Here is a 26,706-nt window from a genome sequence, read left to right on the forward strand (position 1 = left end):
CGGGCCCGGCTACGAGGCCGAGGAGTCCGACGGGCCCGAGGCGCCGGCGGAACCCGACGGCCCCTTGGGGCCAAGAGCTCCCGAGCCCGACGGCTCCCTCGTCCGGTCCTCCGTCGCGGGTCCGCGCCGTACCGAGCCGGGGGCGTTCCAGTCCTGCCGCTTGCGGGCCCGGTTCTTCGCCGCCTCGGAGGACTGCAACTGGTAGGGCACCGATGTCACCATCACGCCCGGCGTGAACAGCAGCCGGCCCTTCAGCCGCAGCGCGCTCTGGTTGTGCAGCAGGTGCTCGTACCAGTGGCCGACCACGTACTCGGGGATGATCACGGACACCGCGTCGCGCGGCGACTCCCGGCGCAGGCTCTTGACGTACTCGATGACCGGTCGCGTGACCTCCCGGTAGGGCGAGTCCAGGACCTTCAGCGGCACCTCGATGCCGCGCCGTTCCCACTCGGCGCGCAGCGCCTTCGTCTCGGCCGGGTCGACGTTGACGGTGAGCGCCTCCAGGGTGTCGGAGCGCATGAGCTTGGCGTAGGCCAGGGCGCGCAGCGTCGGCCGGTGGATCTTGGAGATCAGCAGCACCGAGTGGACGCGGGAGGGGCGCACGCTGTCGTCGCTGGGGCCGTCGGGGGCGACGAGTTCGGCGGCGACGCCGTCGTAGTGGCGGCGGATCGCCGTCATCGTGCCGTAGAAGATCACCATGCCGAGCAGGGCGACCCAGGCGCCGTGGGTGAACTTGGTGACCAGGACGACGATCAGGACCAGGCCGGTGAAGAAGGCGCCGAAGGTGTTGATCGCGCGCGAGCGGATCATGTGGCGGCGCTTGGCCGGGTCGGTCTCGGTCGCCAGGTGGCGGTTCCAGTGGCGGACCATGCCGGTCTGGCTGAGCGTGAAGGACACGAACACACCGACGATGTACAGCTGGATCAGGCGGGTGGAGTCGGCGCCGTACAGGACGATCAGCAGGGTCGCCGCACCGGCCAGGAGCACGATGCCGTTGGAGAAGGCCAGACGGTCGCCGCGGGTGTGCAGCTGGCGCGGGAGGTAGCGGTCCTGGGCGAGGATGGAGCCGAGCACCGGGAAGCCGTTGTAGGCGGTGTTGGCCGCGAGGAAGAGCACCAGGGCGGTGGCCGCCGCGAGGACCACGAAGAAGAAGCTGGTCTTGCCGAAGACGGCCTCGGCGACCTGGGTGATCACCGGGTTCTGGACGTAGTCGGAGCCTACGGCCACGCCGTTCTTCATCAGGTCGGCGGCCGGGTTCTCGGCCATGCGGACGTCGGTGACCAGGGCCAGGACGATGATGCCGCAGAACATCGTGACGGCCAGCAGGCCCATGAGGGCGAGCGTGGTCGCCGCGTTCTTCGACTTGGGCTTGCGGAAGGCCGGCACGCCGTTGGAGATGGCCTCCACGCCGGTGAGCGCGGCACAGCCGGAGGAGAAGGCCCGCAGCAGCAGGAAGAGCAGGGCGAATCCGGCGAGCCCCTGGTGCTCGGGTTTGATCGTGTACTCGGCCGTGGGCGCCTGCATGGTGTCGTCGAGGACCAGGGCGCGGAAGGCACCCCACGCGATCATGATGAAGACGCCCGCGACGAACACGTACGTCGGGATCGCGAAGAGCTTTCCGGACTCCTTGACGCCCCGCAAATTCATCAGCGTCAGCAGCACGACGACGGCGGCCGCGCAGGCCACCTTGTGCTCGACGACGAAGGGGACCGCGGAGCCGAGGTTCTCGATGCCGGAGGCGATGGAGACGGCGACGGTCAGGACGTAGTCGACGAGCAGGGCGCTGGCGACGGTGAGGCCGGCCTTGGCGCCGAGGTTGGTGGTGGCCACCTCGTAGTCGCCGCCGCCGCTGGGGTAGGCGTGGACGTTCTGCCGGTAGGAGGCGACCACGGTGAACATCAGGACGACGACCGCGACCGCGATCCACGGGCTGAAGTGGTAGGCCGACACACCCGCGATGGACAGGACCAGCAACACCTCCCCGGGCGCGTAGGCCACGGAGGAGAGGGGGTCGGAGGCGAAAACGGGTAGGGCGACGCGCTTCGGCAGGAGCGTTTCTCCGAGCCGATCACTGCGCAGTGCGCGCCCGATCAGAATCCGCTTGGGCACGTCGGTCAGTTTGGACACAACAGTGGATCGTATGCCTTCGAACACCGGGCCGCCCACCCTCCCCCGGGGTCGACCGGGTGAAGCCGTACCGCGTCTGCCTCCCGGGTGAAATCAGCCACGGCGCGGCTACGGAGTGTGCGACCGGAGCGATCGCCATGCCTATATGACAATCCCCCGCCCGCTGCCGTCCCCTGGAGGTTCCATGCACGTGACCGCGGAGCTGATCGGTGCCGCCGGCACCCTTGTCGGCCTCGGCGTTCTCACCGTCCTCAGCCTCTGGAGCATCAGCCGTCGCTGAGCCCGCCGACCGTGCACGGGGGTGCCGTCCACCGACCGCACGTGTGTAGCTTGGTCGGCGGTCTGAGACCCTGATACAGCCAAGTCAGCAACACTTGACCTCGGAAGGACGGTCGTGCACATCGTCATCATGGGCTGCGGCAGAGTGGGCTCCGCTCTCGCCCAGACCCTGGAGCAGCAGGGGCACACGGTCGCCGTGATCGACCAGGACCCCACCGCCTTCCGACGTCTTGGCTCCTCGTTCGGCGGCCGCCGGGTCACCGGGGTCGGCTTCGACCAGGACACCCTGCGCGAGGCGGGCATCGAGGAGGCCGGCGCCTTCGCCGCCGTCTCCAGCGGCGACAACTCCAACATCATCGCCGCCCGGGTGGCCCGCGAGATGTTCGGCATCGAGAACGTCGCGGCCCGCATCTACGACCCCCGCCGCGCCGAGGTCTACCAGCGCCTGGGCATCCCGACGGTGGCCACGGTCCGCTGGACGGCCGACCAGATGCTGCGCCGTCTGCTCCCCTCGGGCGCCGAGCCGCTGTGGACCGACCCGACCGGGGGTGTCCAGCTCGCCGAGGTGCACGCCTCCGCCGCCTGGGTCGGCCACAAGATCAGCAAGCTCCAGGAGGAGACGGGCGTCCGTGTGGCGTTCCTCACCCGCCTCGGAGAGGCGGTCCTGCCGACCTCGCAGACGGTGTTGCAGGAGGGTGACCTGGTGCACGTGATGATGCGCACCGACGAGGTGGAGAAGGTCGAGGCGTCGTTCGCCGAGGGCCCGAAGGAAGGCGGTCACTGATGAGGGTCGCCATTGCCGGGGCCGGTGCCGTGGGCCGCTCGATCGCGGGCGAACTGCTGGAGAACGGCCACGAGGTCCTGCTCGTCGACAAGGCGCCGACCGCCATCTCGGTCGAGCGCGTCCCGCAGGCGGAGTGGCTGCTGGCCGACGCCTGCGAGATCACGTCCCTGGACGAGGCGGCGCTCCAGCGCTGCAACGTCGTGATCGCCGCGACGGGCGACGACAAGGTCAACCTGGTCGTCTCCCTGCTGGCGAAGACCGAGTACGGCGTCCCGCGCGTCGTCGCCCGTGTCAACAACCCGAAGAACGAGTGGCTGTTCAACGAGGCCTGGGGCGTGGACGTCGCCGTCTCCACCCCGCGTCTGATGTCGGCCCTGGTCGAGGAGGCGGTGAGCGTCGGTGACCTGGTCCGCCTGCTCCGCTTCAGCCACGGCGACGCCAACCTCGTCGAGCTGACCCTGCCCGAGGAGTCGGCGCTGGCCGGCACCCAGGTCGGTGATGTCGAGTGGCCCGAGGACACCTCCCTGGTCACCATCATCCGCGGCACGCGCGTCCTCACCCCGTCCCGTGAGGACTCGCTGGAGCCCGGTGACGAACTGCTGTTCGTGGCCGCGCCGGCGCGGGAGGAGCAGTTGGAGGACCTGTTGTCGGTGCGGCGGCAGGAGACCCACGGCTGATCCCTTCGGGGACTCCCTTCGGGGACTCCCTTCGGGGACGGATACGACGTCCCTTCGGGGACAGATACGACGACGAGGGCGCCCCCGGACTCCGGGGGCGCCCTCTCGCTTGCCTCAGGAGGCCGGGCGACAGGCGTTGGGGGCACAGGAGCGGCGAGCGGCTGCCGGAACGGGCCAGGCACCTCCGGCTCCGGAACCGGCGTCGGAACCTACATCCCGCGGCGGTGACGCCCGCTCTCGGTCTCGCCCCGCTCCGCCGCGGCCGTCGCCTTGCGCTCCTCCTCCGCCTTCTCGGCGGCCTCCATCTCCGCGAACACGTCGATGGGCGCCGGGGCCTTCGCCAGGAACACCCACGTCAGCCACACGGCCAGCAGGAACGGCGGGATCTTCAGCGCGACCAGCACCCACCCGAACTGGGTCGTGTCGGCCCACCAGTACAGCGGGAAGAGGATGGCGCACTTGCCGAGCAGGATCAGACCCCAGGCGTAACTGGCCTTGGCGTACGCCTTCTTGCGGCCCGGGTTGCGGGTGCGCCAGGAGAGGTTCTCCTTGAAGACCGGCCCGAGGATCAGCCCGAGGAGCGGCACCCCGCACAGGGTCGTGACGAGGTACGCCAGCGACAGTCCCAGCGTGTAGAGCATGCCGGGCAGGTAGAAGTCCTTGGCGTTGCCGGTCATCATCGCGAAGACGACGCCGAAGGCGACACCGAAGACACCGCTGAAGGCGTGCTTCACGGTGTCCTTCATGACGAGACGGACCACGACCAGGACCAGCGACACCGCGAGCGCGGCGATCGCGGACATGTGCAGGTCCTTGTTGATCGTGTAGATCGTGACGAAGAGCAGGCCGGGCAGCACCGTCTCGACCATGCCCCGCACCCCGCCGAACGCCTCGAACAGCGCGGCCTCCGTCACTGTGCGGGCGTCGTCCTGCTGAGTGTCTTCGGTCGGCTTGTCGAGCGACGTCACCGGCTACTCCCTACCGAGGGGTCTCAGTTCGTACTTGGGGTTGAACAGCACCCGGCGGCCCCGGCTCATGGAGATCCGGCCCGATGCGATGAGGCGGCGCCCCGGCTCTATCCCGACTATGGAACGCCGGCCCAGCCACACCACGTCCAGCGCGGCCGTGCCGTCGAAGAGCTCGGCCTCCAGGGCCGGGACTCCGGCGCGCGGCCGAAGGGTGACCGTGCGCAAGGTACCAGTAACCGTCACGATCTGCCGGTCCTGGCAGTCTCCGATCCTGATGCAGCCGGCGGTGTCCGCGTCCTCCCGCAGTTCCTCGGACTCCAGGTCCTCCTGCGACGAGGAGAGCCGGTCGAGCATGCGCCGGAACCGGCCTGCCGGCTTTTCGGAACGAGGAACAGCACTCATACCAGAAGCGTACCGGGGTGCACTGTCACGACCGTACCCGCCTGCCGGGCCGCCGGGCGGGTCGGTTCGCACGGTGCTGTCCCCGGGCCACGCCGTGCCTGTCCCCGTGTCACACGCCTGTCCCCGGGTCACACGGTGCTGTCCCCGTGCGTCAGCGTCTCCCAGTCGACGAAGAGGTTGTTGCTGCCCGCCGGGCGGTTGCGCAGCGTGAGGGCCTCGGTGTTCGTCATCGCGATGCCCAGGCGGTTGTGCAGGGCGTTGCAGCCGACCTCGGTGACCGGGCCGAGGCCGGTGTGCAGGGAGCCGCCGCACAGCCAGCCCGGGACGGCCGTGCCGAGCTCGTACCTGGCGTGGCGTGGCGTGGGTGTAGGCGGCGAGGGCGTCCTCCCGCTCGTCGACCCCGGGGTGGACGAAGGCGGCGGGGGCGGCTTGGGCGCGGTGGGTCGTGGCCGGTGCCGTGAGGGCGGCCAGCAGCAGGGCGGTGACGGTCACGAGCAAGGCGGTTCTCCGCACACTTTGTTCTCATATGTGAACACAGAGCGTCCTTATGAACCAGGCGTTGAGCGGAGACCGTAGGTACGGACCAATCGCGCGTCAAGGGTCCGCGCGGCGGGGAGAGCGGGAGAGGCGGAGGAACGGCGGAAAGGGCCGCACCCCAGGGGGTGCGGCCCTTTCCGGAGAGCTCTGCGGCCACAACGCCCGGTGGACCGGGCGCCGGGCACGCCCGGTACCTAGCGGACCTCGGTGATCTCCGGTCCGCGCTGGAGCTGGCCCATGCCGCCGGAGAAGCGGGATCCGGCCTCCTCCTGCTGGACGCCCTCGGGGACCATCTGGGCGTCGTTCGGGAGCTTGAGGACGATGGGGTCGCGGGGGGCCATCGGGCCGTCGCCGCGGACCACGACCGTGTCCCGGAAGATCTGCTCGAGCAGGCCGGCGGCCTGCGGCTGCACCGCGCCCTGGCCCGAGATCACACCGCGCAGGAACCAGCGGGGGCCGTCCACGCCGACGAACCGCACGACGTGGAAACCGCCGGTGCCGTCCGGCAGTTGCACCGGCACCTGGGCCCGCAGCTCCCAGCCCAGCGGACCCTCGACCTCGTCGACGATGCCGCCCTGCTGGGTGATGCCGGAGCCGATCTCCTCGCGCACCTCGCCCCAGATGCCCTCGCGCTTGGGCGCGGCGAAGGCCTGGAGCTGGATGGCGCTGTCGCGCAGTACGACGGTGGCCGCGACGATCGCGTCGCCCGCTACCTCTACCCGCAGCTCCATGCCGTCGACCCCGGGCACGAAGAGCCCGCCCAGGTCCACCCGGCCCTCGGCGGGGTCACGCACCTCCGAGCTGTCCCAGGGCCCGTCGGGCCGGGGCTCCGGCTCGAGCCGGACGCGCTCGCGTTCGCCCTCTGCCTCGTCCGCCTCAGTGTCGACACTGTCGACGACCTGCTCGGCCTCGCCGGCCGCGTCCTCGGCGGCACCCTTCTTCTTGCGACGTCCGAACACGTCACTGTCCTTCCCGGTCGGATACGACCGAAGCGTATCGATTCCCACCCGTCGCGCCGCCCACGGCGGCCTGACCGCTTGTGCCGTTCCCGCCGTCCACCGCGGCGTGGCCACCGGTGGACCCGAAGCCCCCCTCGGCCCGCACCGAGTCGGGAAGCTCCGCGACCTCCTGGAAGCGGACCCTCTCGACCTGCTGGACGACCAGTTGCGCAATCCGGTCGAAGCGCTCGAACCGCACGGACTCGCGCGGGTCGAGATTCACCACGATCACCTTGATCTCCCCACGGTACCCGGCATCAACCGTCCCCGGGGCATTCACGAGGGCGACGCCGCACCGGGCGGCGAGCCCCGAACGAGGGTGCACGAAGGCCGCGTACCCCTCGGGGAGCGCGATGGACACCCCCGTGGGCAGGACCGCCCGTTCCCCCGGCGCCAACTCCCGGCTCTCGGTGGTCCGCAGATCGGCCCCCGCGTCACCGGGGTGCGCGTACGCCGGAAACGGTACGTCGGGGTCGACGCGCCGGATCTGCACGTTCAGGGGAGGACGGCTCACGGGTTCACCTCGAAGGCGCGGGCGCGCCGGACCTGGTCCGGGTCGCTCATGGCGGCCCGGATCTCCTCCTCGCGGCCGTGGTGGACGAAGTGCTCCACCTTGACCTCGACGAAGAGCGCGTCGGCACGGACGGCGACGGGCCCGTCGGGGCCGCCGATCCGCCCGATGGCGGTCGAGTAGATCTTCCGCCCGGCCACCGCCGTCACCTCGGCCTCCAGGTGCAGTGTCGTGCCGACGGGCACGGGCCGCACGAAGTCCGTCTCGAGCCGTCCGGTCACGGCGATCGTCCGCAGCAGCCAGCTCAGCGCGCCGAGCGTCTCGTCGAGCGCGCTGGCCAGGACACCGCCGTGGGCCAGACCGGGCGCGCCCTGGTGGGCGGGACGCACGGTGAACTCCGCGGTGACGGCGACTCCCTCGCCGGCCCGTGCCTCCAGGTGCAGCCCGTGCGACTGCGCGCCGCCACAACCGAAACACTGTTCGTAGTGGGCACCGAGAAGCTCGCCGGGCGCGGGGGCATCGGGGTGCCGAACCGGTTTCACGGCGTCGGCCGGAGGCTGAAGAGCTGCGGAAGTACCACTCACAGCCGCAGACCTTACCCGCGCGTCGGCCGATACCGGTCACCGTGCCAAGCTTGGCTCCATGCAGCTCTCCGCCACCCCGTACGAAGAACGCCTCACCGCCCCCCGCTCGTGGTGGTTCGTCTCGTTCCTCGTGGGCGTCTCCTTCGCCCTGATCCTGCTGCCGTTCGGCACCCTGCCCCTGCTCGGCGGCCTGGTGGGCGGCACCGCCTTCGCGGCGGTCGTGGCCAGCTCCTACGGCTCCGTGCGCATCCGGGTCGTGGGGGACTCCCTGATCGCGGGCGACGCGAAGGTGCCGGTGACGGCACTGGGCGAGGCGGAGGTCCTGGACCGCGAGGAGGCGCGCGCCTGGCGCACGTACAAGGCCGACACCCGCGCCTTCCTCCTGCTGCGCGCCTACATCCCGACCGCGCTGCGCGTGGAGGTCACCGACCCGGACGATCCGACCCCCTACCTGTACCTGTCGACGCGCGAGCCGGAACGCCTGGCCGAGGCACTGCGGGCGGCTCGGGAGACGGCGGCGTAGTACGCCGACGGGACACCGCCGGGCGGGCCGCGCGCGCGATCGCCGCGCGAAGTCGCCGCGCCCGGTCGCTACGCCCGGCCCCGCCGCGCCCTGCGCCGCACGCGATCAGCGCGGCATACGGCACCCACCGGGCATGCGGGCGCCCCTGGAGGGCAGCGGCGCAGGGACACCTGGCGGGCCACCGCCCGCGCGCGGTCAGCACGGCGTACGGCACCGAGGCGGAGGCCGGAACGCGGCAGGCGGCACGAGGGGCGCGAGGGGCGTAGAAACTCCCGGCGGGCACCACGGCGCACGGCGGCTGGGGCGGCCGGGCCGGGGCAGTGCGGGCAGCGTGACAGACGGCGCTCGGGCGACGAGCCAGTGCGCGACGGGCCCGTACGACGGGCCGTACGACAGTCGGCGCGCCAGGGGGCACGGATCAGGGCGCCACAGGCCGCACGACAGTCGGCCGCTCGGGGCCACGGGCCAAGGCGCGACGGGCCGCACGACAGACAGCGCCCACGACAGACAGCGCCGGGAGGCAGTGGTCCGCGGCCTGGACGGCGGACGGCGGCGAAGGCACACCGGTCGCCCGCGCCGCGCAAATGCTCGCCCGCGCCGCGCGAATCCCTCCCCCGCGCCGCGCGAATCCCTCCCCCGCGCCGCGCAGATCCCTCCCCCGCGCCGCGCGAATCCCTCGCCCGCGCCGCGCGGAATGCGCTCAGTTCCCCGACAGCCCGGAATCCTCGTCGCCGAGAGGCAGCGGGTTCTCCGGCTTCTCCAAGGGCGGGAGGGCGGGCAGTGCGTCCCACGGCACCTGGACCTTGCGCAGGTCGGTCCGGATCTTCGCGGCCAGCTTCTTGGTGTCGCGCCGGTTCATGAGCGCGCCGACCGCGGCGCCCACCAGGAACGGCATCAGGTTCGGCAGGTCGCGCACCATGCGCTTCATGATCTGCTGGCGCAGTTCGCGCTTCATCTGGCCGCCCAGCGCCCCGTTCAAGGAGGCGGGCTTCAGGACGTCGACGCCACGTTCGCCGGACCACGAACGCAGGTACGCGGTGCTGCGGTCCTTGAGGTTCCCCGGCGGGCGGACGCCGTACACCTCGTGCAGTTCGGCGATCAGCTTCAGCTCGATCGCCGCGACGCCGGTGATCTCCGCTGCGATCTCGGTCGGCATCGCGGGCGGCACGGGCATCATCGCCGCCGCGCCGACGCCCGCTCCGACGGTGGACGTGGCGTTCGCGGCGCCCGCCACCAGTTTGTCGGCGAGCTGCTCCGGCCCGAGGCCGGGAAACTGCCGCCGCAGCGTCCGCAGGTCCCGTACGGGGACCCTCGGGGCCATCTCGATGATCCGGTCGGTGAGATGGGCCAGGCCCGCCCTGGCCCGGCTGCCGCCCTTGCGGACGCCTTCTCTGGCCAGGTCCACGGCCTTGTCCCGGACCACCGCCACCCGTCGCCTGGCGACGGGCGCGGCGCCCGGTGCGGGAGCCGGGAGGTCACCCCGGTCACCCGTCGCTTCGAGCGAGGCCGATCCCGCCGGGACAGTGCCCTGGCCGGATGAGCCCCGCTCGTCGTCACGCACGCCGTGAGGGCCGTCGGACGGCCCCTTGTCCGCTCCCGACAGGAGGAAGCGGCGCTTCCGAGGAGGGGTCGAGCCAGTCACGGCCGACCCGCCCTCAGTCGCAGTCGCGGCAGATCGGCTGGCCGTTCTTCTCGCGGGCCAGCTGGCTGCGGTGATGCACGAGGAAGCAGCTCATGCAGGTGAACTCGTCCTGCTGCTTCGGCAGCACCCGGACGGCCAGTTCCTCGTTGGAGAGGTCTGCTCCGGGCAGCTCCAGACCCTCGGCGGCCTCGAACTCGTCTACATCGACGGCGGAGGCGGACTTGTCGTTCCGCCGGGCCTTCAGTTCTTCAAGGCTGTCGGAATCGACATCGTCATCGGTCTTGCGTGGGGTGTCGTAATCGGTTGCCATTTCGCCTCTCCCCCTCTGGGTGTCTGCGGTGTCTCCAGCGCACGTAACGCGTGAGAGGCCGGACTTGTGCCCGCCTCGAGGCGGAGATTTTGCCTCACATCAAGGTCTGTTACTCAATCGACACCCAACCGGACTCCTCTTGAGTGATCGGCTTGGATGGCGTTGGGGACCGTACACGGTCCGAATGTCGCACTACAAAGGCGCCTCACCGTGTACTTCCCGTGATCAGGACCCCCGAAAACCCGGAGTTTCCGGGCTTTCCGACCGCCTTCATGATCACTCTGAGTATATGGCTGGAAAATCGCGCTTGTGATCGATCACACACGAGGGAGCTGGATCACAGCCCTGAAAATTCCGCGCAAAGCGAACATCCCCGCGTGTGTCGGCCACATGATCTCAGAGAGGCAGGGTGACCCGCATCACGAGCCCTCCTCCCTCTCGCGGCCGGGCGGTGATGTGACCGCCGTGTGCCCGCGCCACGGACCGCACGATGGACAGACCGAGCCCGACCCCCTTGTCGCTCCCCGTGCGCTCCGTGCGCAGCCGCCGGAAGGGCTCGAAGATGTTGTCTATCTCGTACGCCGGCACGACCGGTCCCGTGTTCGACACGACGAGCACCGCCTGCCCGTGCCGGACCTCGGTGGTCACCTCGACCCAGCCGTCCTCGGGAACGTTGTAGCGCACGGCGTTCTGCAGCAGGTTGAGGGCGATCCGCTCCAGCAGCACGCCGTTGCCCTGCACGATCGCCGTGTCCCGTGCGCCGCGGATCTCCACGCCCTTGGCCTCGGCCTCGCCGTGCACCTGGTCGATGGCCTGTCCGGCGACCTCGGCGAGGTCGACGGGTTTGCGCTCGACGATCTGGTTGTCGCTGCGGGCGAGCAGCAGCAGGCCCTCCACGAGCTGCTCGCTGCGCTCGTTGGTGGCCAGGAGCGTCTTGCCGAGCTGCTGGAGCTCCACCGGCGCGTTCGGGTCGGACAGGTGCACTTCGAGGAGCGTGCGGTTGATCGCGAGCGGGGTTCTGAGCTCGTGCGAGGCGTTGCCCACGAAGCGCTGCTGGGCGGTGAAGGCGCGCTGCAGGCGCTCCAGCATGTCGTCGAAGGTGTCGGCCAGCTCCTTGAGCTCGTCGTCCGGTCCGTCCAGCTCGATACGGCGGGACAGGTCCGAGCCGGCCACCGCGCGGGCGGTGCGCAGGATCCGGCCGAGGGGGCTCAGGACACGGCCGGCCATCGCGTAGCCGAAGGCGAAGGCGATGACGGCCAGGCCGAGCAGGGCGAGGAGGGAGCGGCTGAGGAGGTCGTCCAGGGCGTGCTGGCGCTGCTCGTTGACGCAGTCGTTCAGCGCCTGGTTGAGCTCGGACGCGGGCAGCTCGGCGCTGCGCACCTTGCAGACGTCGCTCGTCACCCCGCCGGAGACGATCTTGAAGGGCAGGTCGCTGCCCACGTTCAGCGCGTGCGCGGCGAGCAGGTAGATGATCGACAGCAGCAGGATGCCCGCGATCAGGAACATCCCGCCGTACAGCAGTGTCAGCCGTATCCGGATGGTCGGGCGCAACCATGGAAAGGGGGCTTGGGGCCTCCTGGGGTCCCAGGTGGGCTTCGGAGGCGCCTGGGGAGGCGCCGGGGTGGCGGCCACGGGATCAGATCCGGTAGCCGGAGCCGGGGACGGTGACGATCACCGGGGGTTCGCCGAGCTTGCGGCGCAGGGTCATGACGGTCACGCGCACGACGTTGGTGAACGGGTCGGTGTTCTCGTCCCAGGCCTTCTCCAGCAACTGCTCCGCGGAGACCACGGCGCCCTCGCTGCGCATCAGCACCTCCAGGACGGCGAACTCCTTGGGGGCGAGCTGGACCTCCTTGCCGTCGCGGAAGACCTCGCGGCGGTTGGGGTCGAGCTTGATGCCGGCGCGCTCCAGGACGGGCGGCAGGGGCACGCTGGTGCGCCGGCCGAGGGCGCGCACGCGCGCGATGAGCTCGCTGAAGGCGAAGGGCTTGGGGAGGTAGTCGTCGGCGCCGATCTCCAGCCCCTCGACCCGGTCGCTGACGTCGCCGGACGCGGTGAGCATCAGCACGCGGGTGGGCATGCCGAGTTCGACGATCTTGCGGCAGACGTCGTCGCCGTGCACGAGCGGGAGGTCGCGGTCGAGGACGACCACGTCGTAGTCGTTGACGCCGATGCGCTCCAGGGCGGCCGCACCGTCGTACACGACGTCGACGGCCATGGCCTCCCGGCGCAGTCCGGTGGCCACCGCATCGGCGAGCAGCTGCTCGTCCTCGACGACGAGTACGCGCACGTCGCTTGTCCTTCCTGTGTCCGCCCATGGGGCGCTCCGTGGGCGCACGCGGGCAGGGGTCTTGGTGAGTGTGTGCTCCCATCCTGCCCTTTTCGGCCATAAGTCGGCGGTAAGGCGGAGGGCCCGGGCCATGAACGACGGGTGGGGGCCCGGGAATGCGAGATTTTCTCGTCGGGTTGAGGTTTCCGCAGAAGAGAGGTGGGGGAGGACGGCTTTACACCCCGCGATCACGCTCTGCATGTGCCGCAGCACCATGTGGCACTCCGACCGCTTTCCGCAGAGCGGGCGTGGGTGCCCGGCACCGTCGCCGCCCAGCGGGGCAGCGCGCTGGGCATCCACCGGAGACGTGATCGCCTCTTCCCAACCGGCACACCCCCGTGCCACCGACCCACGACCCAAGGACGAGGGGGCGCAGCATGGACGCATTCACCGCAGGACTTCTGCAGCGCATAAAGGCGACCGAGTCCGACCTGACGCGGGCTCGTGACGAGGGCGACGACTTCCTCGTCGAGGTGGAGCAGGGCGAGCTCGACGACCTGCGCCGCCTCGCCGCCGAGCACGGTGTGGAGGTCGGCGCGTCCGCCGTCTGACGCAGTTCGCGCACGCGAGGGGGCCCCGGCGAATCCAGCGCCGGGGCCCCCTCGCGTGGGCGGTGCCCGTCTCAGTCGTGCCAGGCGCCGAAGTCCTCCAGCAGCCGCTGGAGGGGCTCGAAGACGCCCGGGGTACCCGCGACCGCCAGATCGCGCGAGGGGCGCTCTCCGGGGCGTCCACCGGTCAGCGCGCCCGCCTCCCGGGCGATCAGGTCGCCCGCGGCCAGGTCCCAGGGGTGCAGTCCGCGCTCGAAGTACCCGTCGAGGCGGCCGGCGGCCACGTCGCACAGGTCGACGGCCGCGGAGCCGCCGCGCCGGATGTCGCGCAGCAGCGGGATCAGCCGTCGTGCGACGTCGGCCTGGTGGGCGCGCACCTCGGTGACGTAGTTGAACCCGGTGGAGACCAGCGCCTGGTCGAGGGGCGCCGTGGGGCGGCAGGCGAGGACGCGCTCGGCCTCGCGGGCGCCGGTCGCCCGGGCCCCGCCTCCGCGCACCGCGTGGAAGGTCTCACCGCGCATCGGGATCTCCACGACCCCGACGACCGTCTCGCCGTCCTGTTCGGCGGCGATGGAGACGGCCCAGGTGGGCAGTCCGTAGAGGTAGTTGACCGTGCCGTCGAGCGGGTCGATCACCCAGCGGACGCCGCTGCTGCCCTCGCTGGAGGCGCCCTCCTCGCCGAGGAAGCCGTCGTCGGGGCGGTGCTCCGCGATCAGGCCGGTGATCAGCTTCTCGGCCGCGATGTCCATCTCGGTGACCACGTCGATGGGGCTGGACTTGGTGGCGGCGACCGCGAGGTCGGCCGGGCGGCCGTCGCGCAGCAGCTCGCCGGCCCGGCGGGCGGCCCGCAGGGCGAGGTCGAGCAGGTCCGTGTGCAGGGGGTCGGTCACGGCGGTCCTCAGGCGTAGGGGCTGTCGGCGCCCGCCGCGGCGGGCCGGGGGGCACGGGCCGGGCAGCAGCCGACCGGGCAGAGGTCGTGGCTCGCGCCGAGCGCGCCCAGGACGCACGGGGTGACCGGACGGCCGCTCTCGCTGGAGGCGCGCTCCAGGACGAGCTCGCGGACGGCGGCGGCGAAGCGCGGGTCGGCGCCGACGGTGGCGGAGCGGCGCACGGGAAGGCCCAGTTCGCCGGCCTTGGCGGTGGCCTCGGTGTCGAGGTCGTACAGGACCTCCATGTGGTCGGAGACGAAGCCGATGGGGGCCATCACGACCGCCGGGACGCCGGCCGCGTGCCGCTCCTCCAGGTGGTCGCAGATGTCGGGTTCCAGCCACGGGATGTGCGGGGCCCCGGAGCGCGACTGGTAGACGAGCTGCCAGGGGTGGTCCACGCCGGTGCGCTCGCGGACGGCGTCGGCGATCAGCCGGGCGACGTCCAGGTGCTGCCGGACGTACGCGCCGCCGTCGCCGTGGTCCTCCGCGGGGCCGGAGGTGTCGGCGGCGGCCGTGGGGATCGAGTGCGTGGTGAAGGCGATGTGCGCGCCGTCCCGGACGTCCTCGGGGAGGTCGGCGAGGGAGCGGAGCACACCGTCGGTCATGGGCTCCACGAAGCCCGGGTGGTTGAAGTAGTGCCGCAGCTTGTCGACCCTCGGCAGGGGGAGGCCCTCGGCCTCCAGGGCGGCCAGCGAGTCGGCGAGGTTCTCGCGGTACTGGCGGCAGCCGGAGTAGGAGGCGTAGGCGCTGGTGGCGAGGACGAGGACGCGGCGGCGGCCGTCGGTGACCATCTCGCGCAGGGTGTCCGTCAGGTACGGGGCCCAGTTGCGGTTGCCCCAGTAGATCGGCAGGGCCAGGCCGTGGTCGGCGAAGTCCTTGCGCAGGGCGTCCAGCAGGGCGCGGTTCTGGTCGTTGATGGGGCTGACCCCGCCGAACTGGAAGTAGTGCCGGCCGACTTCCTTGAGGCGTTCCTTGGGGATGCCGCGCCCGCGCGTCACGTTCTCCAGGAACGGGACCACGTCGTCGGGGCCTTCCGGTCCGCCGAAGGAGAGCAGGAGCAGGGCGTCGTAGGGGGTGGCATCGAGCGCGTCTGGCATGTCTCGATCCTGCCACCCGGCACTGACAGCCGGAAAACGGCGGGGCCGGACCGCGGCCGTCCGCCGCCCCGTCCTCCCGGGCGGCGCGGGGGCCTGGCGGGCGGGGAGCCGCGGTCGGCGGTGGGCCGGGCCGGAGCCCGCGTGAAGGGCGTGAAGGAGAGGTGCGTTAGGGTTGCCTAACTCGTAAGCTGTATGGTCCGCGTTCGCGCCTTACCCGCGCGGTCGCGTCCCCCGCATGCCGACCGAGCCCCGCAGAACCGCCTTTCCTCGCGCCGTGCCGAGCCGCCCCGCACGCGTGACCGGACCCCCCGGAGACCTCCGTGCCCAGCCCCTACCGCGCCCTGTTCGCCGCCCCCGGCTCCAAGGGTTTCTCCGCCGCGGGGTTCCTCGGCCGGATGCCGCTGTCGATGATGGGCATCGGCGTGGTCACGATGGTCTCCCAGCTGACCGGGCGCTACGGCCTGGCGGGCGCGCTCTCGGCGACCATCGCGCTGGCGGCCGCGGCGATCGGACCGCAGATCTCGCGCATGGTGGACCAGTACGGCCAGCGCAGGGTGCTGCGCCCCGCGACCCTGGTCGCGCTCGCCGCGTCGGCCGGGCTCCTGCTGGCCGCGCACTTCGACTGGCCGGACTGGGTGCTGTTCGTGTGCGCCGCCGGGATCGGCTCCGTGCCGAGTCTCGGCGCCATGATCCGGGCCCGCTGGGCGGCCGTGTACCGGGGGACCCCCCAGTTGCACACGGCGTACTCCTTCGAGTCCGTCGTGGACGAGGTCTGCTTCATCTTCGGGCCGATCATCTCCATCGGGCTGTCCACCGCCTGGTTCCCCGAGGCCGGGCCCCTGCTGGCGGCGTGCTTCCTCGCCGTCGGCGTCTTCTGGCTGACCGCCCAGCGGGCCACCGAACCGGAGCCGCACCCGCGCGCGCGGCAGGGCGGCGGCACGGCGATGCGCTCGACGGGTCTGCAGGTCCTGGTGGCGACGTTCGTGGCGACCGGGGCGATCTTCGGCGCGGTCGACGTGGTCACCGTCGCCTTCGCCGACGAGCAGGGCCACAAGGGCGCCGCGAGCGTCGTCCTGGCTCTCTACGCGGCCGGTTCCTGCGCGGCGGGCCTGGTGTTCGGGCTGCTGCGCTTCAAGGGGGCGCCGGAACGGCGCTGGCTGCTGGGCGTGTTCATGATGGCCGTGAGTATGATCCCCCTCCTACTGGTCGGGAACCTGCCGTTCCTGGCCGTGGCGCTGTTCGTTGCGGGTCTGGCCATCGCTCCGACGATGATCACGACCATGTCCCTCATCGAAGAGCACGTACCGCGGGCGCAACTGACCGAGGGCATGACCTGGGTGAGCACCGGGCTCGCCGTCGGCGTCGCGCTCGGCTCCTCCGCGGCCGGCTGGGTCATCGACGCGGCCGGCGCGCGGGCCGGGTACGGGGTGCCGGCGGTGGCCGGTGCCGTCGCGGCCGCCGTCGGTTTCCTGGGGTACCGCCGGCTCGGCAGGCCGGCTCCGGGTCGGGGAGGCACCGTTGAGCAGCACAGCGAGCGGGAAGAACGGCACGTGGCGTAACTGGGGCGGCACCGTCTCCGCCCGCCCCGCCCGGGAGGTCGCGCCCGCCTCCGTCGGTGAACTGGCCGAGGCCGTGCGCCGGGCCGCCGAGGACGGGCTGAAGGTCAAGGCGGTCGGTACCGGCCACTCCTTCACGTCGATAGCCGCGACCGACGGGGTGCTGATCCGCCCTCATCTGCTGACCGGCATCCGTGACGTCGACCGCGAGAACATGACCGTCACGGTCGAGGCGGGCACCCCGCTCAGGAGGCTCAACCTGGCGCTGGCGCGCGAGGGCCTGTCGCTCACCAACATGGGCGACATCATGGAGCAGACCGTCTCCGGGGCCATCAGCACCGGCACCCACGGCACCGGCCGCGAGTCGGGCTCCATAGCCGCCCAGATCACGGCGCTGGAACTGGTCACGGCCGACGGTTCGGTCCTCACCTGCTCGAAGGACAGGCACCCCGAGATCTTCGCCGCGGCCCGGATCGGACTGGGCGCGCTCGGCATCGTCACCGCGATCACCTTCGCCGTGGAGCCGGTCTTCCTGCTCACCGCGCGGGAGGAGCCGATGCCGCTCGACGCGGTGCTCGCCGACTTCGACGCCCTCTGGGCGGAGAACGAGCACTTCGAGTTCTACTGGTTCCCGCACACCGGGAGCACCAACACCAAGCGCAACAACCGCAGCGCGGGCCCGCGCAGGCCGGTGGGGCAGCTCGCGGGCTGGTTCGAGGACGAGTTCCTCTCCAACGGCGTCTTCCAGGCGGCCCAGTGGGTCGGCCGGGCGGCGCCCGCCACGATCCCGGCGATCGCCCGGGTCTCCAGCAGGGCGCTGTCCGCGCGCACCTACACGGACATCCCGTACAAGGTGTTCACCTCCCCGCGCCGCGTGCGGTTCGTGGAGATGGAGTACGCCGTGCCGCGGGCGGCCGTGACGGGGGCGCTGCGCGAGCTGAAGGCGATGGTGGACCGCTCGGGCCTGCGCGTCGGCTTTCCCGTCGAGGTACGCACCGCGCCGGCCGACGACATCACGCTGTCGACCGCCTCCGGACGGGACAGCGCCTACATCGCCGTCCACATGGCCAAGGGCACGCCGTACCAGCCGTACTTCACGGCGGCCGAGCGCATCTTCACCGCGCACGACGGGCGGCCGCACTGGGGCAAGGTGCACACCCGCAACGCCGAGGACCTCGCCGGGGTCTACCCGCGGTTCGCGGAGTTCACCGCGCTGCGGGACCGGCTGGACCCCGACCGCCTGTTCGGGAACGACTACCTGAGGAGGGTCCTGGGGGCGTAGCGGCCCGGGTCGGGTGGCTGGTTCCGTTTCGGGCGGTTGGGTGAAGTTCGCCACGTTCAAGATCGTGGAAATCGGGCAGGGGGCGGTCAAGTCGCACCTCTTGCCAGAAGTTGGGCGGCGCGCCGATCCACGCGCGTGGCCCGAATGGAGTACTGTTTCGAGCCCTGGGCCCGGTCTCCCGCCAGGGTGTCCGGGGCCTTGCTGGACCGCCAGGAGGGGACGAGTTGCACAGGGTGACCGAGTTGGTCACTCAGCGTGGTGAAATGGTAACCGTGACATAACGGCGAACCAGGGCCCGTGCCCGACACGCCGGGCAACTCGGCAAGGTTGTGGCAGGCTGCACCCGGGCAGGCCACACTCGACTAGCGGAAGCAGCGACGCACGTGACGTCGGCAGGCACCACCCGGGAGGTCCCCATGCCCGAACTGCGTGTCGTGGCCGTCTCGAATGACGGCACACGGCTGGTGCTGAAGGCTGCGGACAGCACGGAGTACACGCTTCCGATTGACGAGCGTCTGCGCGCCGCCGTCCGCGGCGACCGTCCCCGCCTCGGCCAGATCGAGATCGAGGTGGAGAGCCATCTCCGCCCCCGTGACATCCAGGCGCGTATACGAGCAGGTGCCACGGCGGAGGAAGTCGCGCAGATGGCGGGCATCCCCGTCGACCGCGTCCGCCGCTTCGAGGGTCCGGTTCTGGCCGAGCGCGCCTTCATGGCCGAGCGCGCCCGCAAGACACCCGTCCGCCGGCCCGGCGAGAACGCGGGACCCCAGCTCGGCGAGGCCGTCCAGGAGCGGCTGCTGCTGCGCGGCGCCGAGAAGGACACCGTCCAGTGGGACTCCTGGCGCCGGGACGACGGCACGTGGGAGGTCCTCCTCGTCTACCGGGTCGCGGGTGAACCGCACTCGGCGAGCTGGACGTACGACCCGCCGCGCCGCCTCGTCCAGGCCGTCGACGACGAGGCCCGGTCCCTGATCGGCGAGTCCGACGACCTGGCCGCTCCGGAGCCCAGCTTTCCGTTCGTGCCGCGCATCGCCCGGCTGCCGCGCGACCGCTCGATGGACCGTGCCCTGGAACGGCCGAGCCTGCCCGCGCAGGCCTCCGAACCGGCCGAGGAGATCACCGGCGAGCGGGAGCGGGACTCGCTGACCAGCCTGCTGGAGGCGGTCCCGAGTTTCCGCGGGGACCTGGTCGTGCCGGAACGGCCGTCGGAGGAACCGGAGGAGCCCGCCGAGGAACCGGCGGTGGAGGAGCCCCCGGCGCCCGCCGCGTCCGCCGGCTCCGCCTACGCGGACGTCCTCATGCCGCGTTCCGTCACCAGCCACCGCGACCGCCTGGTCGGCGCCACCGACCGCCAGGCCGAGGCCGACGGCGTCCGCCCGGGCCGCCGCGCGGCGGTGCCGAGCTGGGACGAGATCGTGTTCGGCACCCGGCGCAAGAAGCAGGAGTAGGTCCCTCAGGACGTCGCCGGTCCGCACGAGGAGTCATACGCCCGGGGGGCCGCACCGTTCGGTGCGGCCCCCCGGGCGTGCCTCACATCACTGGCGTGCCTCACATCACTGGCGTGCCTCGCATCACTGCGGGTCGGGACCCACGGCGACCGGCCGGGACGGGTCCGACGACCACTCCGACCACGAGCCGACGTACAGGGCCGCCGGAATGCCCGCCACCGCCAGCGCCAGTACCTCGTGGGCGCCGGAGACGCCGGAGCCGCAGTACACGCCCACCGCCGTGCCGTCGACCGCTCCCAGCGCCTTGAACCGGTCCCCGAGCTCCTCGGCCGGCAGGAAGCGGCCGTCCGGGCCCAGGTTGTCGTTCGTCGGCGCGGAGACGGCGCCCGGGATGTGCCCGCCGACCGGGTCGATCGGCTCGACCTCGCCCCGGTACCGCTCCCCCGCGCGGGCGTCGAACAGCACACCGGACCGGGCGAGCGCCGCGGCGCCGTCCGCGTCGAGGAGGCCGTCGGACGCGGGCGCCGGCCGGAAGTCGCCCTCCGCCGGCACGGGCGCGTCGACCGAGAGGTCCCCCGTCCAGGAGGGCAGCCCGCCGTCCAGGACACGCACGTCCGGGTGACCCGTCCAGCGCAGCAGCCACCACGCGCGGGCCGCCGCCCAGCCCTGGCCGCCGTCGTACACGACCACCGGCCGGGCCGCCGACACGCCCGCCCGGCGCATCGCGGCGCCGAACTCCTCGACGTCGGGCAGGGGATGGCGGCCGCCCGTGCCGGGCGCGCCGGCCAGTTCCCGGTCCAGGTCGACGTAGACGGCGCCGGGCAGATGGCCGGCGGCGTACGCGGCCCGGCCGTCGAACGGCGGCTCCCCGGCCGCCTTCGCCACGCCGAGCTGCCAACGGACGTCGAGCACGACCGGCGGGTTCTCCCCCGCCAGGGCGCTCGCGAGTTCGGATGCGGAGATGATGGCGTTCATGGCCCCATCCTTGCGCACGGGGTGGCCCCGCCGCCGGGGTCCGGCTACTCTGCTCCGCCGGACAGGACCGATCACCAGACGTACAGGTTCGGACACATTCCGTACAGCAGCTCTACAACTGCCGGAAATGACGCCGAAACGGCCCAGTAACTGCATATCGGGCACCCTCCCCGCGCGAACCGCGCGGACCGCGCGGCGGCGGCGCGCCCGGGGCGCGCGGTACCCCGGGTGGTGCGAGCATCGGCACGAGGGCCGGAGGGCGGCAGCGACGCGGCCACCGCGAGGGGCCGAGGAGAGAGCGACGATGACCGAGGCACGTGGATCGGCCGGACGAGACGGCGAGGCACACGCCCGGTACGCGCCCGGCACACCCTGCTGGGTGAGCCTGATGGTGCACGGACTGACCACGACCGAGGAGTTCTACGGCGGCCTGTTCGGCTGGGAGTTCCAGCCCGGCCCGCAGCAACTCGGCCCCTACGTGCGGGCCCTGCTGGACGGCCGCGAGGTGGCCGGCATCGGCCAACTGCCCCCGGACCGCCGCCTGCCCATCGCCTGGACCCCCTACCTCGCCTCGGACGACGTCGACAGGACGGCCGAAACGGTGCGCCTGTGCGGCGGCACGATCGGAGTGGGCCCGCTGGACGCCGCCGAGGCCGGGCGCATGGCCATCGGCTCCGACTCCTCCGGCGCCGTCTTCGGCATCTGGCAGGCGGCCGCCCACCTCGGCACGAACATCAGCGGCGTGCCCGGCACGCCCGCCTGGAACGAACTGCTGACCTTCGAGTCGGCGGGCGTCGCCAAGTTCTACGAGACGGTGTTCGGCTACGAGCGGGAGCGCGCGGTCGCCGAGGACACCGACTACGTCACCCTGCGCATCGCCGGCCGCCCGGTCGCCGGCATCCGCGGCCTCGGCCGGACGCTGCCCCGCGACCGGGGACCGCACTGGCTGACGTACTTCGAGGTCGCCGACGTCGAGGAGGCGCTCGGTGTGCTGAGCGACCTGGGCGGGCAGGTCCTCGCGCCGGCGCACGACACGGCGCACGGCAGGGTGGCGACGGTGGCCGACCCGGAGGGCGCACGGTTCGCGCTGGTCCGGAGCCCGCGCTGACGCGGACGGGGACGGACCGCCCCCCGTCCTTGCCCCCGGCCGCTCATGTGCCCCTCAGTCCACTCCAAGGGCCGTCCTGGCTTCGCCGCCCTCCCAGCCGCCGGGGGTGCGCCAGATGACGTCGACCGTGAACACATCACGGATGGAGTCGGCGGACCACGCTTCGGCCGGCGGTCCGGTGAGTACGAGGCAGAGGTGGTCGGCCTTGGCCGACATCGCGTGCTCGACCTCCAGCAGCCGCGCCGCGCCTGCGCGGAGGTCGGCGTGGGAGGTCCGGCCGGCACCGAGGACCTCGTAGAGGGTGAGCCCCGTGTCGGTGACGCACCTGACGTCGACGACAGCGGAGGCCTCGGGCTGGCGGTCCGCGCGCAGGAGGGCCGCCATCAGTTCGAAGCGCACGGCTTCGTGGGTCTTGCAGGCGCGGTCGGCGGCGACGGCCGCCTCCAGGTGCTGGAGCAGGGCCGTGGCCGGATCGGCTGTCTGCACGGTGGTGGTCATGGTGCCGGACTCCTTCGGCGCGATCTGCCGGGGCTGCTCATACGGTTCGTGAGGTTCGGGGGTGTCAGTGGGGCGGCTCTGCGGCTGCGGCCGGGGGTCCGCCTCCCCGGCCGGGGCGGTGAGCCGCTGCCTCAGGGTCTGCCGCGCGGCGGTCAGGGCCTCTCGCCAGCCGCTCTTCGCCAGTTCCGACCGGAACACCTCGGGTGTGAACGTGCCTGCTTTCAAGGCGTGGTTGGTGCTCACGCTCAGATTCAGGAGCCGGTTCAGGCCAGGCTTGTCGGGGGAACCGAGAACACGCCATACGTCCAGCCAGTCACGCTGGTCGAGTTTGAGGCAGCGGGTGGCCATGCCCTTGAGTTCCGAGAGGCGGGAGCGGGCGTTGTCCGGGACGTCACCCGCCGTCAGTTCGTCGACGACTCCCACGGCGTCCAGGTAGCGCTCCAGCATGGTGGGCGAGATGGGTCGGCGGCCCAAGTCGTCGGCCGTGACGAACGTGGCGTTCATGGAATGGCGCAGCACCCACGCGTCCAGTTCCGTTCCGACGGCCGGCGGCACGGCGCCGTCCCGTACGGCCACGAAGAGCGGGCGGTCGACGGCGACGTCGAGGGACTCGGCTCTGTACATGCCACCGCTGAGGGAGACCACCCGTACGCGCAGGTCGGTTCCGATGCGCGGAATGTCATTCCCTTCCGTCTCCGCATCGCGGAGGCGCTCGGTCTCGGACGGCCGGTTGCCGTCGGTGCCCGTCAGCGCCGCCGGTAGAGGGGCGGAGTGCATGATCGTCAGACTCTGGGTGCTGCGGGTCAGGGCGATGTAGAGCAGGCGCAGTCCGACCGGCTCCGGGCCGGCGACGGCGGACGGTTCGACGACGAGGACGTGGTCGAACTCCATGCCCTTGGCCTGCGACGCGGGGAGCACGGAGACCGCTTGGCGTTCCTCGGCGGTGATGCCGTCCGTCTCGGCCAACCGGTGGTCGATCTCGGTGGCCCACGCGGAGTCGTCGGGGACGATGACCGCGACGGAGCGCAGACTGCGGCCGTCGGTGGTGCCGATCAGGCGGCGGACATGGGTCAGTGTCTCGGCGACGAGCGCGTCCGGCCCGGTCCGGACCACGCGGACGGCATCGGCCCCGGCGTCACGCACGGCGTGGGGGTACGGCAGCGCGGGCGCGATCGCACGAGCGAGCGGGGCGGCGAAATCCATGATCTCGGCCGGCACGCGGTAGCTCGTGTTCAACTCGGCCAGCGTGCAGTCCCCGTGGTCGGACAGGAGCGTGCCGAGGCGGTCCCAGTCGGCGTAGGTGTGGGGCCCGGTGGCCTGGGCCAGGTCGCCGAGCACGGTCATGGAACCGTTGACCGCGAGGCGGCGGCGCAGCGAACGGGCCTGCATGGGCGTCAGGTCCTGGGCCTCGTCGATGATGACGTGCCCGTAGTGACGCGGGGTCTCGCCGGTGATGAGGTGGCGGAGTTCCTCGAGGCAGACCCGGTCGTCCAGCGTCCACGGTTCCTCGTCGGCCTTGGCCGCGCGCGGGCGGTGCAGGACGCCCTGCTCGGCCTCGTCGAAGACGCCCTCGGCACAGGCCCGGAGCAGTTGGGGGGAGTCGTAGAGGGTGCGGAGGGCCTCCGCCGGGCTCGGGGACGGCCAGACGCGTTCGACGAGGCGCTCGACCCGCCGGTTGCGCTCCAGGTCACGGCGGATCGTGCGGTCGTGGCTGCGGCGCGGGGCGACGGCGACGAGTTCACGCAGCAGCAGGTCGACGAGCAGACCGCGGAACCGGTCGCGGCGTTCACGGTAGGAGCCGCCGCCCCGCTGCACCGCCTCCAGGGTGGTGAGGAGCTCCGAGCGGGCCACCCGCAGGGTCGTGCCGCCCACGGTGACGACGAACGCGGGTTCGTCGCCCTCGTAGGAGGGTGCCGTGGTGAGATCGTCCAGGGCCGCCGTACGGTACTCGCCCTCGACGCGCCGCCGCAGCACGGCGGCCATGCGCTCGTCGGACTTCACCAGCCGGGTACGCGCACTGTCGGTGCCCCGGATGTCGCCGTCCCACAGGCGGGACAGCTGTACGGCGTTGACGTCGCGGGTGCCGAGAGTGGGCAGAACCTGGCCGACGTAGTCGAGGAATCGCTGGTGGGGGCCGATGACCAGGATGTCCCGCGCCTTGAAGTGGTCGTTGTTCACCAGCCAGGTCACACGGTGCAGACCGACCGCGGACTTTCCGGTTCCCGGACCACCCTGGACGACGAGGATCTCGGAGGGCGCCCCGGTGACGAGGGCCATCTGGTCGCGCCGGATGGTCTCGACGATGTCCCGCATGCGGCCGCTGCGCGAGCGCCGCAGGTCGCGCAGGAGGAAGTCGTCGGGCTGCAGGGGCTTGCGGCGCTGGATGCGGGCGATGTCACCGGGGGTGAGGACCGGGCGTCCGGGGGTGTCCTGTCCGGCCTCCTCGCCCTGGGCGGCCGGTCGTCGGGGGGTCGCCGGCTGCTCGGCCGTCTCCGGTTCGGTGCGCGGCCCGGGTACGGCACTCGCCGGAGCGGGCGTGGCCGTGGTGGAGGCGGCCGGAGCGATGTCGTCGGCGTAGTCGTCGACGACCCGCTGGGAGCAGATGAGGCGTCGCCGCAGCACCACCTCCCCGGGCGATGCCGGTGACGCGTCGAACCACTTCTTCGCAAGCCCGTTGGTCCAGGCCAGTACCACCTGGTTGTGGTCGTCGTCCCAGACGACTCGCCGCCCGATGTACCAGGTGGTGGTGGACTCGGCCGGGTCACCGGTGTCGACGCGGCCGATGACCAGGCTCTCACCGCCCAGCCCTCCGTAGGCCTCGGCCTGTTTCTCGGCCTCCTGCCGGTTGGCGATGCCGTCCTTCCCGGTGGCGGACGCCTGGGCGACGGACGTGCCGCTCATCCGGGCCAGCCGGGCTTCGTAGCAGTCGTAGGCGATGTCCACCTTCGTCTGCTCGAAGGCGATGACGTCCGCGTGCGCGGGCTCGCTCATGGTCCCCTCCCTCACGGTCCCTGGACCGCATCGGGCGCATCGCGCCCGATCCCCTCCACAGATCTATCACGTCGTCGTACGAGGTATCAGCAGGTCAGAACCGGTTGCCGCCGGTACCGTGCGCTGTGCGCCCGCTCAGCACGTCGGTGCCTCTTCGAGGGGCGGGCTCTCCACGCCCCTCGGCTGCGGAAACTCCACGACCGCATCGGGCGCGGAGAGCTCCGTGACGAGGGCCGCGTCGACGGCCGCTTCCAGGGCGATCCGGTCATGGGTGAGGGACCGGTAACCCCCGTTGCCGGTCCCTCGCCCGTGCAGGTTTCAGCGATTGGGCGGGACGGCGAAGCGCCACTCGCGTCGCCCGGAACGCCTCAGGCGCTGAGGTCGATCACCCGTACGGGCTGCCCCTTCCACGCGTCAGGAACTGTGGTGGCGACCACAGCCCCGTTCGGCCGCTCCGCCGTCGGCTCGGCCGCGTAGCGGGTGTGGGCGGGAGCCCAGGACGTCTCGCGAGCCACGGCGAGCGCGGCGGGCAGATCCAGGTCCAGCAGTGTGATGCCGGGAAGTGCGGCAAGGTGCTCCGCCGTGCCGGGCCGTACGCGATCGGCCTCCACCAGCGCACACACGGGGGCGTAAAGGAACCAGTTCGCCTCGGCATGCGCTCGGTGGATCAGGCGTGAGGCGAGCACGTTCCCCCGGCCCGCCGCCACCATCGCCGTCCCGTCCAGAACGATGTGCAGAGCCTCGGTCACCTGGCCCCCGCCTCACCGAGCCGTCGGTCCAGCTCTGCGTCGAGTTCGGCCTGTTCCCTCACACTCGGGTCGTAACCGTTCCACGTCCGCAGGGCGGCGCGCGCCTGCTCGGCGCGGGCGGCGCGCTCCTCCGGGGTGAGCAGCGTCTCGGCGAGGTGCGACAGGTAGCCCCGCAGGGACATGCCTTCGGCGGACGCGATCCGGGCAAGCCGGTCGCGGGCATCGGCGGGGATGCGGATGTTGGCATCGGGCATGCAGACCTCCTCAGGCAGCCTCCGAGGGTACGGGTACGGGTACGTACCCGTCCAGGCGGGTGTACGCGTGGTCGGAGAGCTCACCACTGGACGGGCCGGGGAAGGAGGCACTCCGCCCAGATGGTCTTGCCCGGGCCGTCCGGGGATGGGTACCAGCCCCAGCGCGTCGCGAGCTGCGACACGAGGAACAGCCCGCGGCCGGTCTCCTCGGTGCCGTCGGCACCCCCCGGGAAGGCGGGGCGGCGGGGACGGCCTTCGGTGCGGGTGTCGGTGACCTCGACGCGTACGGTGCGGCCGTCGGGGGTGGCGTGGAGGCGGAGGCGGAAGTCCCGGCCGGGGACATGGCCGTGGCTCACGGCGTTCGCGGTGAGCTCGGCAACGATCAGCACCATCGCGTCGTGCGGGTCGGCGCCGTACAGGATGCCCCACGCGTCCAGGCGGTCGGCCGCGAGGCGGCGGGCGAGGCGGGCTCCGCGGGGCGTGGAGGTGAAGCGCATCCCGAAGGAACGGCCAGGTGGCGGGGGCACCTTCGCGGAGGCGCAAGGGGTGGCGGGTTGGGTGGTGTCGGTGGGATTGATGGGTTTCGTCATCACGCCCCTC

25 protein-coding genes and 1 pseudogene are annotated in these 26,706 nt (G+C 71.9%); 8 read left to right on the top strand and 18 right to left on the bottom strand.

Going from position 1 to position 26,706, the window contains the following annotated elements; genetic code table 11:
• Positions 1-9 precede the first annotated feature (9 nt).
• Complete coding sequence (locus ACFV9M_RS19245; RefSeq protein ID WP_385070606.1) at positions 10-2,127, bottom strand: APC family permease; 2,118 nt, start codon at positions 2,125-2,127, stop codon at positions 10-12.
• A gap of 394 nt (positions 2,128-2,521) precedes the next feature.
• On the opposite strand from ACFV9M_RS19245, the gene ACFV9M_RS19250 reads away from it, so the two are divergent.
• Both ACFV9M_RS19250 and ACFV9M_RS19255 read left to right on the top strand, forming a co-directional pair.
• A complete protein-coding gene (locus ACFV9M_RS19250; protein ID WP_385070603.1) occupies positions 2,522-3,190 on the top strand; it encodes a potassium channel family protein in 669 nt (222 codons plus the stop codon).
• On the top strand, positions 3,190-3,867 hold the full coding sequence (locus ACFV9M_RS19255) for a potassium channel family protein (protein WP_385070601.1): 678 nt from the start codon (positions 3,190-3,192) through the stop codon (positions 3,865-3,867). Before ACFV9M_RS19250 ends, ACFV9M_RS19255 begins: the two co-directional genes overlap by 1 nt.
• Positions 3,868-4,076: 209 nt before the next feature.
• Here the strand turns inward: ACFV9M_RS19255 and ACFV9M_RS19260 are convergent, their stop codons facing one another.
• From ACFV9M_RS19260 to ACFV9M_RS19285, 6 genes and pseudogenes are all read right to left on the bottom strand, one after another.
• The gene (locus tag ACFV9M_RS19260; RefSeq protein ID WP_385070598.1) at positions 4,077-4,835 is read right to left on the bottom strand and encodes a DUF3159 domain-containing protein; all 759 of its coding nucleotides are present in this window, start codon (positions 4,833-4,835) and stop codon (positions 4,077-4,079) included.
• 3 nt (positions 4,836-4,838) lie between these two features.
• Positions 4,839-5,237 (bottom strand): OB-fold nucleic acid binding domain-containing protein, encoded by a 399-nt coding sequence (locus ACFV9M_RS19265; RefSeq protein ID WP_385070595.1) that lies wholly within the window; start codon positions 5,235-5,237, stop codon positions 4,839-4,841.
• A 128-nt stretch (positions 5,238-5,365) separates the two neighbouring features.
• Positions 5,366-5,587, bottom strand: a pseudogene (locus tag ACFV9M_RS19270) (hypothetical protein); the annotation flags it as partial.
• 381 nt (positions 5,588-5,968) lie between these two features.
• Entirely contained in the window at positions 5,969-6,733 is a 765-nt protein-coding gene (locus ACFV9M_RS19275) for a DUF3710 domain-containing protein (protein WP_385070592.1), read from the bottom strand.
• 1 nt (position 6,734) lies between these two features.
• Positions 6,735-7,286 (bottom strand): dUTP diphosphatase, encoded by a 552-nt coding sequence (gene dut / locus ACFV9M_RS19280; protein WP_385070591.1) that lies wholly within the window; start codon positions 7,284-7,286, stop codon positions 6,735-6,737.
• Entirely contained in the window at positions 7,283-7,867 is a 585-nt protein-coding gene (locus ACFV9M_RS19285; RefSeq protein WP_385070588.1) for a PaaI family thioesterase, read from the bottom strand. Before ACFV9M_RS19285 ends, dut begins: the two co-directional genes overlap by 4 nt.
• A gap of 58 nt (positions 7,868-7,925) precedes the next feature.
• Between ACFV9M_RS19285 and ACFV9M_RS19290 the strand changes: the two genes are divergently transcribed.
• Positions 7,926-8,390, top strand: coding sequence for a DUF3093 domain-containing protein (locus tag ACFV9M_RS19290; protein WP_385070585.1), 465 nt, complete (start codon positions 7,926-7,928; stop codon positions 8,388-8,390).
• A 700-nt stretch (positions 8,391-9,090) separates the two neighbouring features.
• Here ACFV9M_RS19290 and ACFV9M_RS19295 read toward each other — a convergent pair.
• The 4 genes from ACFV9M_RS19295 to ACFV9M_RS19310 form a co-directional block, all read right to left on the bottom strand.
• Complete coding sequence (locus ACFV9M_RS19295) at positions 9,091-10,032, bottom strand: hypothetical protein (RefSeq protein WP_385070583.1); 942 nt, start codon at positions 10,030-10,032, stop codon at positions 9,091-9,093.
• A 13-nt stretch (positions 10,033-10,045) separates the two neighbouring features.
• A complete protein-coding gene (locus ACFV9M_RS19300) occupies positions 10,046-10,342 on the bottom strand; it encodes a DUF4193 domain-containing protein (RefSeq protein ID WP_003993510.1) in 297 nt (98 codons plus the stop codon).
• Between the two features lie 396 nt (positions 10,343-10,738).
• Complete coding sequence (locus ACFV9M_RS19305) at positions 10,739-11,974, bottom strand: sensor histidine kinase (protein WP_385070580.1); 1,236 nt, start codon at positions 11,972-11,974, stop codon at positions 10,739-10,741.
• 4 nt (positions 11,975-11,978) lie between these two features.
• Complete coding sequence (locus tag ACFV9M_RS19310; protein ID WP_003993508.1) at positions 11,979-12,632, bottom strand: response regulator transcription factor; 654 nt, start codon at positions 12,630-12,632, stop codon at positions 11,979-11,981.
• A gap of 416 nt (positions 12,633-13,048) precedes the next feature.
• Between ACFV9M_RS19310 and ACFV9M_RS19315 the strand changes: the two genes are divergently transcribed.
• A complete protein-coding gene (locus tag ACFV9M_RS19315) occupies positions 13,049-13,222 on the top strand; it encodes a hypothetical protein (RefSeq protein ID WP_385070576.1) in 174 nt (57 codons plus the stop codon).
• 71 nt (positions 13,223-13,293) lie between these two features.
• Here ACFV9M_RS19315 and ACFV9M_RS19320 read toward each other — a convergent pair whose 3' ends face one another.
• Complete coding sequence (locus ACFV9M_RS19320) at positions 13,294-14,109, bottom strand: inositol monophosphatase family protein (RefSeq protein ID WP_385070574.1); 816 nt, start codon at positions 14,107-14,109, stop codon at positions 13,294-13,296.
• A gap of 8 nt (positions 14,110-14,117) precedes the next feature.
• Positions 14,118-15,245: a ferrochelatase gene (locus tag ACFV9M_RS19325; RefSeq protein WP_385070572.1), complete on the bottom strand. Its 1,128-nt coding sequence runs from the start codon at positions 15,243-15,245 to the stop codon at positions 14,118-14,120.
• A 320-nt stretch (positions 15,246-15,565) separates the two neighbouring features.
• Here ACFV9M_RS19325 and ACFV9M_RS19330 point away from each other — a divergent pair, with 320 nt between their 5' ends.
• The 3 genes from ACFV9M_RS19330 (at position 15,566) to sepH (ending at position 19,531) form a co-directional block, all read left to right on the top strand.
• The gene (locus tag ACFV9M_RS19330; protein WP_385070570.1) at positions 15,566-16,804 is read left to right on the top strand and encodes an MFS transporter; all 1,239 of its coding nucleotides are present in this window, start codon (positions 15,566-15,568) and stop codon (positions 16,802-16,804) included.
• A complete protein-coding gene (locus ACFV9M_RS19335; RefSeq protein ID WP_385070567.1) occupies positions 16,764-18,083 on the top strand; it encodes a D-arabinono-1,4-lactone oxidase in 1,320 nt (439 codons plus the stop codon). The genes ACFV9M_RS19330 and ACFV9M_RS19335 overlap by 41 nt, the downstream gene beginning before the upstream one ends.
• 416 nt (positions 18,084-18,499) lie before the next feature.
• Complete coding sequence (gene sepH, locus ACFV9M_RS19340; RefSeq protein WP_385070565.1) at positions 18,500-19,531, top strand: septation protein SepH; 1,032 nt, start codon at positions 18,500-18,502, stop codon at positions 19,529-19,531.
• A 123-nt stretch (positions 19,532-19,654) separates the two neighbouring features.
• Here the strand turns inward: sepH and ACFV9M_RS19345 are convergent, their stop codons facing one another.
• Entirely contained in the window at positions 19,655-20,506 is an 852-nt protein-coding gene (locus ACFV9M_RS19345; protein ID WP_385064763.1) for a sulfurtransferase, read from the bottom strand.
• Positions 20,507-20,810: 304 nt separating this feature from the next.
• On the opposite strand from ACFV9M_RS19345, the gene ACFV9M_RS19350 reads away from it, so the two are divergent.
• The gene (locus ACFV9M_RS19350) at positions 20,811-21,614 is read left to right on the top strand and encodes a VOC family protein (RefSeq protein ID WP_385064760.1); all 804 of its coding nucleotides are present in this window, start codon (positions 20,811-20,813) and stop codon (positions 21,612-21,614) included.
• Positions 21,615-21,668: 54 nt separating this feature from the next.
• Here the strand turns inward: ACFV9M_RS19350 and ACFV9M_RS19355 are convergent, their stop codons facing one another.
• The 4 genes from ACFV9M_RS19355 to ACFV9M_RS19370 all read right to left on the bottom strand — a co-directional run bounded on the left by ACFV9M_RS19355 (position 21,669) and on the right by ACFV9M_RS19370 (position 26,696).
• Complete coding sequence (locus ACFV9M_RS19355) at positions 21,669-25,103, bottom strand: HelD family protein (protein ID WP_385064757.1); 3,435 nt, start codon at positions 25,101-25,103, stop codon at positions 21,669-21,671.
• A gap of 368 nt (positions 25,104-25,471) precedes the next feature.
• A complete protein-coding gene (locus ACFV9M_RS19360) occupies positions 25,472-25,852 on the bottom strand; it encodes a hypothetical protein (RefSeq protein ID WP_385064754.1) in 381 nt (126 codons plus the stop codon).
• Positions 25,849-26,106, bottom strand: coding sequence for a hypothetical protein (locus tag ACFV9M_RS19365; RefSeq protein WP_385064751.1), 258 nt, complete (start codon positions 26,104-26,106; stop codon positions 25,849-25,851). The genes ACFV9M_RS19360 and ACFV9M_RS19365 overlap by 4 nt, the downstream gene beginning before the upstream one ends.
• An 80-nt stretch (positions 26,107-26,186) precedes the next feature.
• Positions 26,187-26,696, bottom strand: a complete 510-nt coding sequence (locus tag ACFV9M_RS19370) for an ATP-binding protein (protein ID WP_385064748.1) — start codon at positions 26,694-26,696, stop codon at positions 26,187-26,189.
• Positions 26,697-26,706: the final 10 nt, after the last annotated feature.

The sequence above is a fragment of the Streptomyces sp. NPDC059895 genome, assembly GCF_042731035.1.
Taxonomy (GTDB): domain Bacteria; phylum Actinomycetota; class Actinomycetes; order Streptomycetales; family Streptomycetaceae; genus Streptomyces.